Below are 14627 nucleotides of genomic sequence, written 5' to 3' on the forward strand. Positions count from 1 at the left end.
TCTCCGAAAATTAAAAAGGTGGCAGCCCCACCGCTGAGCCTGCACTTTCGATGGTGGTTGCAAAGCCAATGCCAATAAAGGTTCGAGCCGAAGTTGGGTTCAAGATGGCGGTCACAATGCCAACCACTTCGCCCGATACATTGACCAAAGGCCCACCGGAGTTGCCTGGATTGGCGGCTGCATCAAATTGAATCAAGCCTGTGAGAACTTGAGTGCCATCAGGCGATTTGAATTGGCGATTGAGCCCCGACACGACACCTGCAGAAACAGAAGGGCCAATGCCAAACGGAAAGCCAACAGCGACCACCATGTCACCAGGCAAAAGCTGTTGGCTGGAGCCCAGAATGGCGGGTTCAAGGTCGTCTGGAATTTTCTGTGGTTTGATCACTGCCAAGTCTTTGTCGGGCTGTACTGCCACAACAATGGCTTCAGCTTCGGTGCCATCAAAAAAAGTGACCTTCAATTTTTTGGCGCCCGCAATGACGTGAAAGTTGGTCAAGATAGTGCCATCGTCTTTGATGACCACGCCGGTGCCCACACCACTTTCTTTGTCTTGGTCTTTGTTTTTGGGATCGGTCACATACGATTGAACGTGCACCACAGCACCTTGCACCGATGCGGCCGCCCTGGCACTGGCCGATGGCAGCTCTTTGGTTTGAAGCGTGTGCAAAACGGCGCCATCGATGTCTTGTTGTGTGAGGGCTTTGGGTGTGCTTCGCTGTATGAGAAAAACTCCCATGACCACCAAGCTGAATACGACTCCAAGCAAGAAGATAGCCGCAAAATCCCACCTGAACTTAGAGCGCCAGGAGAGTGGCGTTGTGGCAGAGGGAAGTGAGGCGGGCATGTTTAGTTCCGCAGTGGTTTGCGGTATCGAAGCCCTAGCTTGCGGGCTTTTGCTAAAAACCGGCTCTCGTTTCATCAAATAACCATAACATAAGCTTCAATGGTAAATTGGTGAAACTTGCGAAAAACTTGTTGGCTATGCAATTTATACACACACACATGCTTTGGTCGCTTTTGCTCTTGCCGCTCTTGGTGGCGGGTTATGTGTGGCTGTTAAAGCGCAAACGGCAGCAAGTGGTGGCTTTTTCTGGCGTTTCCTGGATCTTGCAAAACATGTCCTTGCCATCGCCTTGGCGGCGCCACGTGCCGCCAGCTTTGATTGCTTTGGCGGTAGCGCTCTTGTTATTGGCCAGTGCCAGACCGATGGCCCGCGTTACGTTGCCGGCCGACTACATGACTCTGATTATGGCGATGGACGTTTCAAGAAGCATGTTGGCCGAGGATGTGGATCCCAGCCGCATCAAGGCTGCCCAAAAAGCAGCCAAAGAATTTTTGCAAGATTTACCTAGCAATGTGCGGGTTGGTATTGTTTCTTTTGCGGGCAATGCTCAGGTTGTGCAACATGTTTCTCAAGACAAAGATGAACTTGTTGCCGCCATCGATCGGTTTCAATTGCAGCGCGGAACGGCCACGGGCAGTGGGCTTTTGTTGGCCTTGAACACTTTGCGACCAGAGGCAAAAATTGACTTAGAGGCTGCGCTTTACAACCCCAATCCTTTTGGCTACAACCCCCAGGGCAATGCTGGGCAGTCAGGCGGTGCCCAGAGCCTAGATGCCAAACCCAAGCCTGCAGAGCGTCCTGCCGAACCGCCGGGTTCTTACAAGGGTGGCGCCATTGTGTTGCTAACCGATGGCCGCCGCACCACTGGCCCCGATCCCTTGAAGGCGGCCCAGATGGCAGCCGATTTGGGAGTGAGAGTTTATACCGTGGGTTTTGGAACGCCCAATGGCTTTATTCCCGGCTACGAAGGCTATTCTTTTTTCACACAAGTAGACGAAGAAAGTTTAAAAGGAGTTGCCAAGATCACAGAGGCAGACTATTTCAAGGCTGGTTCGGCAGAAGATTTAAAGCAGGTTTACAAGCACCTCTCCACTCAATTCACGCTGGAAAAACGCGACACAGAAATTACAGCTTTGCTTTCTGGCTTGGCACTTCTGCTGGTTTTGCTTGCCATCTTTCTCTCGGCGCTGTGGTTCAAAATAGCGCCTCAAAATTCTTTTAAATCGGCAACGTAGGTTTCGCCATGCTTGAAAACGGTATCTTGAAAATTGAATCAATGAAACATCGGTGCACTCCCGAAGAGTGGCAAGCCCGTGTCGATTTGGCGGCGTGCTACAGGTTGGTCGACATTTACGGAATGTCCGACATGATGGCCAACCATGTCTCTTGCAGTGTTCCCGGAGAAGAAGGTGCCTTCTTGATCAATGCCTACGGCATGATGTACGAAGAAATCACAGCTTCAAGCCTGATCAAAATTGACATTCACGGCAATATTTTGGACAAGCCAGACTTCGGTGACTTGAACTACGGCATCAACAAAGCCGGCTATGTCATACACAGTGCCATACATGAAGCCAGACCTGAAGTCAGTTGCGTCATTCACACTCACAGTTGGGCTTCTATGGCAGTGTCATCGCTTGAATGTGGCTTGCTGCCCTTGACGCAAACCGCCATGCGCTTTTTGAAAATTGCGTACCATGACTATCAAGGTGTTGTGCTCAATCACGAAGAAAAAGCTTCGCTGCTCCAAGATTTGGGACAAGGCGAAGCTTTGATTTTGCGCAACCATGGTGCCTTGACAGTAGGCAAAAGTGTGGGCGAAGCCTTTAACTGGATGCACCGATTGGAGCTGGCGTGTCACTCGCAGTTGGCTGCCATGGCGTGCAATACACCTTTTGTGAAGGTGGCGCCAGAAGTGCTGGAAGAAACTTGGAACAACTACCAACCCAGCACCCGCAGGCCCTATGGTTTGATGGAGTGGCCTGCACTGCTGCGCAAACTAGACCGCATGGATCCAAGCTATAAAACTTGATTGCGCAACAAGTTAGAAAAGAACGTCTCAGAACACTACAGAAATCAACAGAACACATCAATGAAGATTTTGCTTTCTGAGTTGGCCTTGCGTGGCTTGTCTTCGCATATTGCGCGCGTCATGGCCGAAAGGCCCTTTGAGTGCGTGAGCTTCGAGCAAGCTGTGGCATTGGGTCGACGCGACTTTGACTGTGCTTTTGTTTCACGAGACGTCACTGGCTTGTCGACCAAACACGAACTGGCCCCCAGCCTCAAAGCTTGTTATCAAGTTTTAGATGAGTCGCCAAATTTACGTTGGGTTCACATTCACTCTGCGGGGGCAGATCGAGACATTTATGTGCGCCTTAAAGCAAAGGGTGTGCAGGTGGCAACTTCCTCGGGAGCCAATTCCGAAGTGGTGGCCCAAACCGCCTTGGCAGGCTTGTTGGCTTTGTCGCGCAAATTTCCAGAGTTGGTTCATGCCATGCATCAGAAAAAATGGGCGCCGTTGCTAGGTTCCCAATTGCCGCCAGATTTGGCAGGGCAAACAGCGATGCTCGTGGGCTGGGGCCCTATTGCGCAAAGGGTTGCGCAGTTTTTGTCCATGTTGGGACTGCGCTTGAAAGTGGTTCGACAACAAGCCCATGCCAGTAACTCCCACCCCTCTGCTGCTGGCTCATCGCACATCGAAATGTTGACTTACGAAACATTCGATGCTGCGCTGCCAAGCACCGACTGGGTTGTTTTGATGTGCCCCCTGACTGCCACCACCCGGGGTTTGTTCGATGCCCGCAGATTGGCTTTGCTGCCTAACAGCGCTGGCTTGGTCAATGTAGCGCGCGGTGAAGTGGTGGTTGAGAAGGATTTGATAGAAGCCCTGCAAACCGGCAATTTGGGCAGTGCGTATCTGGATGTTTTTGAGCACGAACCGCTACCCCCTGCATCTCCACTTTGGAGTTTGCCCAATGTGATCTTGACGCCGCACTCTGCGGGTTTTTCAAGTGGCAATGAAGCTCGGGTGAGCCAAATGTTTTTAGACAATCTGGCTACTTGGGCGAAATAAGCAAAAAATACCGTGCTACAATCCAGAGCTTCGCGGCTGTAGCTCAGCTGGATAGAGTACTTGGCTACGAACCAAGGGGTCGTGGGTTCGATTCCTGCCAGCCGCACCAGATTTCGATTTTTCGAGACTAGAACACAGCTTAGAGGCTTACGCCCCTAGGCTGTTTTTCTTTGTGCCAACCGGATCCAACGGAATTTCTTCAAACACGGCCATGAGCAAAGCTTTCACGCGCGAAACAGACGCTGCAGACGACGATGGCGAAGATCCCAGCCTGCCGCCCCTGCCCGCGGGCACACGCAACTACATGACCCCGCAGGGCTACGCCAATTTGCGCGCAGAGCTCTTTAGCCTCATCGACGATGAACGCCCCAAGGTGGTCGAAATTGTGCATTGGGCCGCCAGCAATGGCGACCGCTCTGAAAATGGTGATTACCTTTATGGCAAAAAAAGACTGCGCGAAATTGACCGGCGCATTCGCTTTTTGACCAAACGATTGGAAATTGCTGAAGTTACAGATCCAAGCGTGCATCACGGCAGGTCCCAAGTTTTCTTTGGTGCCACCGTGACCTATGTTGAAGAAAACGGGGTAGAGCGCACAGTCACCATTCGGGGCATTGACGAGGCCGACAGTTTGAAGGGTGAGGTGAGTTGGGTATCGCCCATTGCACGCACCTTGCTTAAGTCGAGCACAGGTGATGTATTGAAGTTGGTCACACCGCAAGGCTGGCGCGAAATTGAGGTGCTCGATGTGACGTATCCAGCGCCTTCAAAGCCCTCAATTCCTTGAAGAATATGCGCCCAAGAGCAGGACTTTATTTTTGATCTGAACTTTGGCCACGCACTCGGTGCGTGATGCGTTCAGCATTCAAAACTGCTGGTGTGCGCTTCAAGTTTTTGAGCACAGTTTCAAGATGGCTCAAATCACGCACAGAAATAATGAAAGTGTTTTCAGCAGCGTCTTGCGCACTGGCCTGTCCCATTTCAACGTGAATGATGTCAACCTCTGAGTCGGCCAGAGTGCCTGCCACGCGGGCCAACACACCTTTGGTGTTAACCACAGTAACTCTGATGCTGGTTTCAAAGTTGCGCATGATCTCATCTGACCATTCCACTCCAATGAAACGTTCACTGTCTTTTTGCTGAAGCTTCAAGCCCACGCTGCAGTCTGCTGAGTGAACGGCCAATCCTTCGCCGCGGCCTAAGTAGCCAATGATCTTGTCGCCTGGAAGAGGGCGGCAGCAGTGTGAATAAACCACCGAGGCGTTTTCAGTGCCATCCAGCAAGATGGCGCCTTGAGAAATGGTGTCGTTGGCCATGAAGCGTTCGCGGGTCATGAGCAGGGGATCGGGCTTCTCGCCCATCTCTGAGAGCAATGCAGCCATGCGTTTGGCCACAATGCTGGCAATGCGTTTGCCAAGCCCCACATCAACCAAGAGATCGCTTCTGTTTCGGTTGCCCGTGAATCGCAAAACTTTTTCCCACACGGCTTGGTAGCGCGATGTATCGTCTGGCATTTTTTCAATGCCTTCGGCGCGCAAAGCTTGCGTGAGAAGTTTGAGCCCCAAGTCCATTGACTCACTGTGTGCCATGGTTTTGAGGTGGTGTCGAATTCTGGAGCGTGCCCGGCCCGTTCTGACAAAGCCAAGCCATGAGGGGTTGGGTGAAGACACAGGCGCTGTCATGACCTCCACCACGTCGCCATTTTTGAGCTCTGTGCGCAAAGGAACCTGCTGATTGTTGATTTTGGCAGCCACCAAATGATCGCCTAGATTGCTGTGAATCATGTAGGCAAAATCGACCACCGTAGCGCCGCGCGGTAGCGACATGATTTGGCTCTTGGGTGTGAACACATAAACTGCATCGGGAAACAAATCAACTTTGACGTGGTCCCAAAATTCAGATGCGTCGCGTGTTTCTTTTTGAATGTCTAGAAGGGACTGCAACCACTGCGTGCCCAAGCGCTCGGCTTCCATGCTGCTTGATTCTTTGTCTTTGTAAAGCCAGTGCGCTGCAACGCCCGATTCGGCCACCACATTCATGGCTTCGGTGCGCATTTGAAACTCCACATTGACGCCCGAAGGGCCAACCAAAGTGGTGTGCAAAGACTGATAGCCATTGACTTTGCCAATGGCAATGTGATCTTTGAAGCGGCCTGGCACTGGCTTGTACATCTGATGCAAAATGCCCAGCGCCGTATAGCAATCAATGACCGACGGCACAATGAGTCGGAAGCCGTAGATGTCGGTCACCTGTGCAAAGCTGAGGTGCTTGCCATCCATTTTTTTGTAGATGGAATAGAGCGTTTTTTCGCGGCCAGAAATTTGAACCTCAATGCCTGCCTTGGAGAAGGTGGACTCCAGTTCTGCATGTACTTTTTGGATCAAATCACGGCGGCGATTTCGCGCTTTGGCCACCGCCTTTGACAGCACGGCATAGCGCCAAGGCTTGAGGTGCCTGAAGGCAAGTTCTTGCAACTCACGGTAGGTTTGATTCAAGCCCAAACGGTGCGCAATGGGGGCATAAATCTCGATGGTTTCTGAAGAAATGCGGGCCCATTTTTCTCTAGGCATGTCATCCATGGTGCGCATGTTGTGCGTGCGATCGGCCAATTTGATCAAAATCACTCGAACATCTCGCGCCATGGCCAGCAACATTTTCCGGAAAGACTCAGCTTGATTTTCTTCTCGGGTGTTGAATTCCAATTTGTCCAATTTGGTCAGGCCATCGACCAATTCGGCCACGGGCGAACCAAACTTTTCAATCAGGTCAGACTTGGTCACGCCACAGTCTTCCATGACGTCGTGCATCAAGGCGGCCATTAACGCCTGCGCATCGAGTTTCCATTCAGTGCATTGGGTGGCCACTGCAATAGGGTGCGTGATGTAGGGCTGGCCATTTTTGCGAAGTTGGCCTAAGTGGGCTTCGTCTGCAACTCGGTAGGCTTTGCGCACCAACTCGATGTCGGATGCTGAGAGGTAGCTCAGTTGGGCAACCAAGGCTGCAAAGCTGGCCGCGGCGGCATTGGCAGCACTGGCGCTGGGCATGCCAGGCTGAATGTTGTGGGCGTTGTCGCGCTTTCCGGGTATTGAAGTACTACCAGGCTTGTGAAAAATAGATGAAAAAGCTGCGCGCATGCCTTAAATGTAACGCGACTGAGACACCTTCTCATAGCCCTTAGGCAAGACCTGAATCCTGGGTCTCATTCAGGCACAAAAAAAGCCCCAAGTTTGGAGACCTTGGGGCTGATTTTTTGACCAAGCCCTGAAGGGTTGGTGTGATGTAGAAATTAGTTTACTTTTTTGAGCATTTCCAGGCCAACTTTGCCAGCAGCAATTTCGCGCAAAGCGGTAACACCTGGCTTGTTTTTGCTCTCGACGCGGGGAGTGTGGCCCTGGCTCAGCATGCGGGCGCGGTACGTGGCGGCCAAAACCAATTGGAAGCGGTTAGGGATTTGCTCGAGGCAGTCTTCAACAGTGATGCGGGCCATGACGGTCTCCGGTAAAAATTCAGGTGATATGGAGGGATTCGAAAGTTTCGGCACGGGCTCGGTGCTGGGCTGCATATTTCAGTCGCTGAGCGTGCACGATGGCCTTGAGATCAAACAAGGCGCGATCGAAAACTTCGTTGATTATAACGAAGTCGAATTCTTTGACCTGAGCCAGCTCAATGGCCGCATTTTGCAAGCGCAGTTCGATGGTTTTGGAGCTGTCTTCACCGCGGCGCTCCAAACGGCTGCGCAACTCTTCCCAGCTGGGGGGGAGGATGAAGATCAAAATGGCATTGCCAAAGACCTTTTGGATCTGAATAGCACCTTGATAGTCAATTTCAAGGATGACGTCAGAGCCCTGTGTCATGCGCTCTTCGAGCATTTTCTTGGAAGTGCCGTATCGATGGCCGTGCACATGGGCCCATTCGACAAAGGCATCGCCAGCCACCATGGCATCAAATTCTTGTTCGGAGACAAAAAAGTACTCCCGGCCATGTTTTTCTTGACCCCGAGGTGCTCGGGTGGTGTGAGACACCGAAGGCAAAACGCGGGAATCTAGTTCCATGAGGGCCTTGACCAGGCTGGACTTGCCCGCTCCGCTGGGGGCGGCTACAACGTAGAGGTTTCCAGGATATTCCATGGCAAGGAGTGTAATGGTGTCCGGGGCTTATTGAGAGGTGGCAGGCCACTTATTCGATGTTTTGCACCTGCTCACGCATTTGTTCGATGAGCACCTTCATCTCAACCGAGATGTTGGTGAGTTCGAGGGCCGCCGATTTAGAGCCCAAGGTGTTGGCCTCGCGGTGGAGCTCTTGAATGAGAAAGTCGAGGCGTTTGCCAATGTCACCACCTTTTTTGACCAGGCGGCTGATTTCGTCTAAGTGGGACGCCAAACGAGTGAGTTCTTCGGCCACATCAATGCGAATGGCAAAGGCCGTGGCTTCTGTGAGCGCGCGGTCTTTGGCCACATCTGACGAAACAGTGCCTTCTGACAAGGCCATGGCTTCGTTCCAACGGTCAATGAAGCGTTGGCGCTGCTGCTCGACCAATTGGGGCAGCAGGGGGCCAGCTTTGGCTGCCAATTGACGCAATTGGTCAACACGGTCTTGCAGCATGTCGGCCAATCGAGCGCCTTCTCTGGCGCGTGCGTCTTTGAGAGCTTTTACAGCTTGGGTGACCAAAGGCATGAGATCGGCTTCGTTCAGGCCCGTACCAGACTTTTCGTGAGAAGCCAGTTTGATGACATCCGATACGCTGAGGTCGCGAGCACCTGGCAGCCAACTCTGAATTTTGTTTTGGAGGCTGAGCAGTTTTTGGAGCGTGCCAATGGACGGGTCGGCAAGGTCGGTATCTTGGTTGCTGTGGTAAACGGCACGAACCTCCACCTTGCCGCGCTTGATGTGTTGGGTGATGTGCTCCCGAAGCGCGGGTTCGGTGTGGCGCAACTCGTCGGGCAGGCGAAAACTCAGATCTAAAAAGCGGCTGTTGACCGATCGAATTTCCAAGCCAAAACGGACCGATGTGGAGGCCGAGGCATGGGTGCTGGCTTCTTCGGTAGATGGGCTGGATTGCACACTGGCATACCCGGTCATACTGTAAACTGGCATTGATTCTTTCTAGGGAAATCTAGGGAAAGGCAGTCAAGCACTGCTGATCTGTTGGGGGCTTGGCCTCTGTGCAAAAGCCTGTGTCCAATTGAGCCCATTATCTCAAACTTAAACATTGCCTCACCATGACCACCACCACCACACCATTTAAACGCGCTCACGAGCGCCAGCATGATCAATTGCGAGCTGTGCGAATTACGCGTGGCTTCACTGTGCATGCAGAAGGCTCAGTGCTCATTGAGTTTGGCGATACCCGTGTTTTGTGCACGGCTTCGGTAGAGGAGAAAGTGCCGGGACACAAAAAGGGCAGCGGCGAAGGTTGGGTTACGGCAGAGTATGGCATGTTGCCCCGAGCAACGCACACACGCGGCGATCGGGAAGCTGCGCGCGGCAAACAGAGCGGCCGAACGCAAGAAATTCAGCGCCTCATTGGCCGCTCAATGCGTGCCGTGTTCGATTTGAAAAAACTGGGCGAGCGAACCATCCATCTCGATTGTGATGTGCTTCAAGCAGATGGCGGTACGCGCACGGCCAGCATCACTGGTGCTTTTGTGGCGGCACAAGATGCAGTCGAATGGCTCATGCACCAGGGCAAATTAACCGAGTCACCTATTTTGGATTCGGTGGCAGCCATTTCGGTGGGCTTGAAAGACGGCACTGCTTTGCTCGATTTAGATTACAACGAAGACTCTTCTTGCGACACCGACATGAATGTGGTCATGACGGGTGCTGGCAACTTTGTGGAAGTACAGGGCACCGCAGAAGGCGTGGCCTTTACGCGCAAAGAAATGGACAGCTTGTTGGCATTGGCAGAAAAAGGCATTGCCCAATTGGTGCAATTGCAAACTCAATCACGCCAAACGCACATCCACGCCGGAGCTTGATCTCATGAAGATGGTTTTGGCGTCTAACAACGCTGGCAAATTGGCCGAATTGCAAACCATGTTTGGTGCGCTCAATGTGCAACTGGTGAGGCAGTCAGAGCTGAATATTTCGGAAGCCGAAGAGCCCTACAAAACGTTTGTTGAAAATGCCTTGGCCAAAGCACGCCATGCCGCTGCGCACAGTGGTTTGCCGGCAGTAGCCGACGATGCCGGTTTGTGCATTGATGCCTTTGGCGGTCTGCCAGGTGTTGACACGGCTTACTACTGCACACAGTTTGGCTACGAAAAATCGGATGCCAACAATGTGCGTGCCGTGCTTGAGCAAATGGCGTCTGTTGACAATCGGCGTGCGGCCATGGTGAGCACCTTGGTGGCTGTGAGGTCTGCATTTGACCCCGAGCCCTTGATTGCTGTCGGTCGTGTGGTAGTTGATATTGCGCGAGAGCCTATAGGCACCAATGGCTTCGGCTTCGACCCTGTTTTGTTTTTGCCAGAGTTTGGACAAACTTTTGCGCAGTTGCCGGTTGACGTGAAAAACGCCAACAGCCATCGCGGTCGGTCTTCTTTGGCCATGGTGGCCCTGATGCGCGAACGCTGGGGTCTTTGAATGAAGCAAGCCTTTGACGTGGTGCATGCCATGCGACCCGGCATGCTGCAACTGCAATCCTTGCCACCGCTTTCCTTGTACGTGCATTTGCCCTGGTGCATTCAAAAATGCCCCTATTGCGATTTCAATTCGCACGAGTGGCGCGACACTTCTCAAGGCATGCCCGAAGCGCGTTACATCGATGCCCTCATTGCCGATTTAGAGACCAGCCTGCCACTCGTTTGGGGGCGACCCGTTCACAGTGTTTTCATTGGCGGGGGGACGCCGAGCTTGTTCACACCTGCAAGCATCGATCGTCTCATCAGTGCCATCAGAGCGCGCTTGCCTTTGGAAGCCGAGGCCGAGATCACCCTTGAAGCCAACCCAGGCACTTTTGAGAAAGATCGCTTCAAAGCTTTTAGGGCGGCAGGCGTGACGCGTTTGTCCATTGGAGTGCAGAGCTTCAATGATGCGCACCTCAAAGCGCTTGGCCGTGTGCACAATCGAGATCAAGCCATGGCCGCCATTGAAGAGGCGCAGTCTGCCTTCGAGACCTTCAATTTGGATTTGATGTACGCTTTGCCTGGCCAAACGCTGCTCGAATTGAAGCAAGATGTCGAGACTGCATTGAGCTTTAATTCGCCTCATATTTCCATTTACCACCTCACCATCGAGCCCAACACCTTGTTTGCCAAGCATCCGCCTGTGTTGCCTGAGGACGACGACGCCTATGCCATGATGGACTTGATCACAGAGATGACAGGCCAGCGGGGTTTAGAAAGGTACGAGGTGTCGGCTTACGCCAAGCCAGGCCACAGGTGTTGGCACAACCTCAACTACTGGCAGTTTGGCGACTACTTGGGCATTGGTGCTGGCGCCCACAGCAAGCTTAGTTTTGCGCATCGCATTGCTCGGCAAGTTCGCTTTAGAGAGCCTCAGCTTTACATGGCGCAAGCTCTCAAGGGCGAACCAGCCACGCTGCACGAAGAAGTATCGCGCGAAGACTTGCCCTTTGAATACATGCTCAATGCATTGCGCTTGAAAGAAGGCTTCAGCTTGAACGATTTCATGGCTCGAACCGGATTGGCCATGACGGCCATTCAAAAGGGCTTGGCACAGGCTGAAGCCAAAGGTTTGATTGAGCGCAACATGGCCCTTGTAAGGCCGACCGAAAGAGGGTTTGATTTTTTAAGTGATCTGCAAGAGTTGTTCTTGGCAGAGCCCCGAAAAGAGGCTTAAAACGAGGGTTAGAAACTTGCCTGTTGGTTAAACAGGCGAATCTACGGCTGTATTCATTTTCTTGCCGAAGTCGCCAAACAAGGACATGGTTTTGTCTGTTGGAATGAGGTACTTGGCTCGCTTGTCGTCGGGCTGGTTAAAGGTCTTTAGCAAATCTTTTTGACGCAGGCGCGTGATGCGCTTGTGCAAAGTGGCGGGTGAGCCTAAATGCGTTAGGCCAATGGCTTCACGCACGGACATGACACGGTTTTCATACCAACGAAGCACAATTTCTTCAAGCAAAGCTTTTTCATTGGCGTCTAACTGCGGCGCGTCAGGTAGTTGTTGAACGGCTCTGGCCAATTGCAAAAAACGCATGTATGCATTGGCTGTGGCTGATTTATTATTTGAATTCATAAGCAATTCTATAAGCCGTAATGATATTTTGTGATTAAAAACAGATTACAAAATTCACTATGCTTGATTTTGATCATGATTTCTCACAATCCTTGAAGTTGTTCCCACAAGCGGAATGGTGTCATTGGCATTTGAATGTTGCTGGCTTGTTGGCCCCGACCATTTCTGGCAAAAGCATCGGCCACCGCATTGACCACACAGGGCGTTGCCCCTATGGTGCCCAACTCGCCCACACCCTTAACGCCTAAGACATTGTTGGTGCTGGGCACGGTTTGGTTGGTAAATGTATGGAACATTTGCGGCATGATGTCGGCGCGAGGGGCGGCATAGTCCATCAAACTTCCGGTGAGCAATTGACCGCTTTCTGCATCGTAGACCAAGCCCTCTAACAAGGCCTGCCCCAAGCCTTGCACCGCGCCACCGTCGAGCTGGCCATCGACAATCATGGGGTTGACGATGCGGCCCGCATCGTTCATGGAGGTGTAAGACACCACTTTGGTTTCGCCCGTCTGGGGGTTGAACTCAACTTCACAAATATGGCAGCCATTGGGCCAAGTGGGCCCGCTGGCGGTGGTGCTTGATTGCACTTCAATGCGTGCCTCTGGTTGGCGCTTGGCCAAGTCGGCCAATGAAATTTGCAGGTCGGTGCCCTTGACGCTGAACTTGCCACTTTCGTATGTCAAATCGGCTGGTGAGGCTTCTAAAGCCTGTCCGGCCAAGTCGCGTGCCTTGTCCAAGGTTTTTTCTGCGCCCACCCGCATGGCAGATCCTCCGGTAAAGAGAGACCTGGAGCCCGCGCTGCCAAAGCCGTTGGCTCGGTCGGTATCGCCCAAAACCACTCGAACCTGAGAAATGTCAACGCCAAAAACATCGACCACCAATTGGGCCAGCGATGTGGCAATACCCTGTCCCATGGCATTGACTGCAGAGGCAACCTCAATCATGCCATCGGCCAAAATTTGAACCTGCACGTTTTCTTCGAGGGCATTGCCACCCGTCCACTCCAAGAAGGTGGCAATGCCCAAGCCGCGCCAGAGGCCTTGGGCTTTGGAGGCTGCTTCCCTGTTGGCAAAACCGTGCCAGTCTGCTTTTTCCAGAGCCTCATTCATGATCATTTCAAAAGCACCCGTGTCGTACACCTGACCCATGGGATTTTTGTAGGGCATTTGTTCGGGCTTGACGAAGTTTTTGCGGCGCAGTTCGACACGGTCAATGCCGCTCACCCGTGCTGCCTCGTCCATCAAACGCTCCATGTTGTAGATGGCTTCGGGTCGGCCTGCTCCACGGTAAGCACCGGTACTGGCGGTGTTGGTCATGACCCCCGTGAAATGGTAATCAATGGTTTGAATGTCATACACACTGCTTTGCACCCAAGGGCCTATGAGCATTTGGATGGCCAGACCGGTCATGGTGGGGTAGGCCCCTACATTGGCCAAGGTTTTGATGCGCAAGCCCACAATTTTGCCGTCTTGGGTCAAAGCCAAAGAGGCTTTGGTTTGAATGTCGCGGCCGTGTGAGCTGCTTAAAAACTCTTCGCCGCGATCGGCAATCCATTTGACGGGACGGGCCAGTGTATGGGCGCAAAAAGCGGTGACCACATCTTCTGCGTAGGCGCCGGTTTTCATACCAAAGCCGCCTCCCACATCGCCCACAATGACGCGGACTTTTTCTTTGTCAATGCCGATCAAATCGGACACTGTATTGCGAACGCCTGTGGGCATTTGACTGCTCATGCGGATGGTTAGCCGGCCGTTGTCTGGGTAGGCCAAAACGCTACGGGGTTCAATGGATAGCGCGGCCACACGCTGGTTCACAATGTCCAAATGGACCACATGGGCCGCTTGATCAAAGGCTTGTTGGGTAGCGGCGGCATCGCCATAGCGAGTTTCGGCCACGATGTTGTCTGGGGCCTCTGTAAAAAGCGGGGCATTGGGTGCCAGTGCATCGCTCAAAAGGGTGGCGCTGGGCAAGGCTTCAAAGTCAATTTGGATGGCCTCTGCGGCATCCCGAGCCTGCATTTCAGTGTCGGCTACAACCGCCGCAACAGGCTCACCCACAAACAGTACCCTGTCTGTGGCCAAAGGGTAGCGGGTGGTAGATGACAGGGGGCTGCCATCAGCTCGCTTGAAGTTCATGGGCCGCGCCATGGGTTTGACGCCTGCAGCCTGCAAATCGGCCCCAGTGAACACGCCTCGCACGCCAGGCATTTCCTTGGCTGAAGTGGCATCGATGCTCACAATTTTGGCGTGCGGGTAAGGTGACCGTAAAAAAACCAGGTGGGTTTGATCAGGGAGGGCTACGTCGTTGGTGTACTGACCCGCGCCAATGAGCAGTTGCTGATCCTCTAGTCTTTTGACAGCTTTGCCGCTACCGAAGCGGGCGTTTTCTTGGGGGCTCGGGTTTGAGGGGGCGGCAGATGGTGAGTTCACAGACGATTTCTCCTTGGCTCGAAGTGTAGCTTTGGTGCCGGTTTTTTGCACAAACGAGCTAACTGAATTTCAAGCTCTG

General features: G+C 52.8%; 14 protein-coding genes and 1 tRNA gene. 8 read left to right on the forward strand and 7 right to left on the reverse strand.

What is annotated here, in order from left to right; translation table 11 throughout:
* Positions 1-10 precede the first annotated feature (10 nt).
* Positions 11-922, reverse strand: coding sequence for a S1C family serine protease (locus tag B9Z32_RS05295; RefSeq protein ID WP_108420256.1), 912 nt, complete (start codon positions 920-922; stop codon positions 11-13).
* Between the two features lie 62 nt (positions 923-984).
* On the opposite strand from B9Z32_RS05295, the gene B9Z32_RS05300 reads away from it, so the two are divergent.
* From B9Z32_RS05300 to greB, 5 genes are all read left to right on the forward strand, one after another.
* Positions 985-2082 (forward strand): VWA domain-containing protein, encoded by a 1098-nt coding sequence (locus B9Z32_RS05300; RefSeq protein WP_108421017.1) that lies wholly within the window; start codon positions 985-987, stop codon positions 2080-2082.
* 8 nt (positions 2083-2090) lie between these two features.
* Positions 2091-2879, forward strand: a complete 789-nt coding sequence (locus tag B9Z32_RS05305; protein WP_108420257.1) for a class II aldolase/adducin family protein — start codon at positions 2091-2093, stop codon at positions 2877-2879.
* A gap of 60 nt (positions 2880-2939) precedes the next feature.
* Positions 2940-3920, forward strand: coding sequence for a D-2-hydroxyacid dehydrogenase (locus tag B9Z32_RS05310; RefSeq protein ID WP_108420258.1), 981 nt, complete (start codon positions 2940-2942; stop codon positions 3918-3920).
* Positions 3921-3952: 32 nt separating this feature from the next.
* Positions 3953-4029: transfer RNA gene (locus B9Z32_RS05315), tRNA-Arg, on the forward strand.
* Between the two features lie 102 nt (positions 4030-4131).
* The gene (greB, locus tag B9Z32_RS05320) at positions 4132-4707 is read left to right on the forward strand and encodes a transcription elongation factor GreB (protein WP_108420259.1); all 576 of its coding nucleotides are present in this window, start codon (positions 4132-4134) and stop codon (positions 4705-4707) included.
* A gap of 25 nt (positions 4708-4732) precedes the next feature.
* Here the strand turns inward: greB and B9Z32_RS05325 are convergent, their stop codons facing one another.
* The 4 genes from B9Z32_RS05325 to B9Z32_RS05340 all read right to left on the reverse strand — a co-directional run bounded on the left by B9Z32_RS05325 (position 4733) and on the right by B9Z32_RS05340 (position 9014).
* Positions 4733-6964 carry a bifunctional (p)ppGpp synthetase/guanosine-3',5'-bis(diphosphate) 3'-pyrophosphohydrolase gene (locus tag B9Z32_RS05325; RefSeq protein ID WP_108421018.1) on the reverse strand — a complete coding sequence of 744 codons (2232 nt, stop codon included), beginning with the start codon at positions 6962-6964 and terminating at the stop codon, positions 4733-4735.
* A 242-nt stretch (positions 6965-7206) separates the two neighbouring features.
* Entirely contained in the window at positions 7207-7407 is a 201-nt protein-coding gene (gene rpoZ, locus B9Z32_RS05330) for a DNA-directed RNA polymerase subunit omega (RefSeq protein WP_055360118.1), read from the reverse strand.
* A 19-nt stretch (positions 7408-7426) separates the two neighbouring features.
* Complete coding sequence (gene gmk / locus B9Z32_RS05335; protein ID WP_108420260.1) at positions 7427-8047, reverse strand: guanylate kinase; 621 nt, start codon at positions 8045-8047, stop codon at positions 7427-7429.
* Positions 8048-8096: 49 nt separating this feature from the next.
* Complete coding sequence (locus B9Z32_RS05340; protein ID WP_199219949.1) at positions 8097-9014, reverse strand: YicC/YloC family endoribonuclease; 918 nt, start codon at positions 9012-9014, stop codon at positions 8097-8099.
* Positions 9015-9139: 125 nt separating this feature from the next.
* Here B9Z32_RS05340 and rph point away from each other — a divergent pair, with 125 nt between their 5' ends.
* From rph to hemW, 3 genes are read left to right on the forward strand one after another with little or no spacing between them, the layout of a single operon-like run.
* The gene (rph, locus tag B9Z32_RS05345; RefSeq protein ID WP_108420262.1) at positions 9140-9898 is read left to right on the forward strand and encodes a ribonuclease PH; all 759 of its coding nucleotides are present in this window, start codon (positions 9140-9142) and stop codon (positions 9896-9898) included.
* A gap of 4 nt (positions 9899-9902) precedes the next feature.
* Entirely contained in the window at positions 9903-10505 is a 603-nt protein-coding gene (locus B9Z32_RS05350; RefSeq protein WP_108420263.1) for a non-canonical purine NTP pyrophosphatase, read from the forward strand.
* Positions 10506-11723: a radical SAM family heme chaperone HemW gene (hemW, locus tag B9Z32_RS05355; protein ID WP_108420264.1), complete on the forward strand. Its 1218-nt coding sequence runs from the start codon at positions 10506-10508 to the stop codon at positions 11721-11723.
* A 27-nt stretch (positions 11724-11750) separates the two neighbouring features.
* On the opposite strand, the gene B9Z32_RS05360 is transcribed toward hemW, so the two are convergent.
* Together B9Z32_RS05360 and B9Z32_RS05365 are read right to left on the reverse strand one after the other, a co-directional pair.
* Positions 11751-12119 (reverse strand): hypothetical protein, encoded by a 369-nt coding sequence (locus tag B9Z32_RS05360; RefSeq protein ID WP_108420265.1) that lies wholly within the window; start codon positions 12117-12119, stop codon positions 11751-11753.
* An 83-nt stretch (positions 12120-12202) separates the two neighbouring features.
* Positions 12203-14548, reverse strand: a complete 2346-nt coding sequence (locus tag B9Z32_RS05365; RefSeq protein WP_108421019.1) for a xanthine dehydrogenase family protein molybdopterin-binding subunit — start codon at positions 14546-14548, stop codon at positions 12203-12205.
* Positions 14549-14627 lie beyond the last annotated feature (79 nt).

Origin of the sequence: Limnohabitans sp. MMS-10A-178, assembly GCF_003063375.1 — a bacterium.
Lineage (GTDB): Bacteria > Pseudomonadota > Gammaproteobacteria > Burkholderiales > Burkholderiaceae_C > Limnohabitans_A.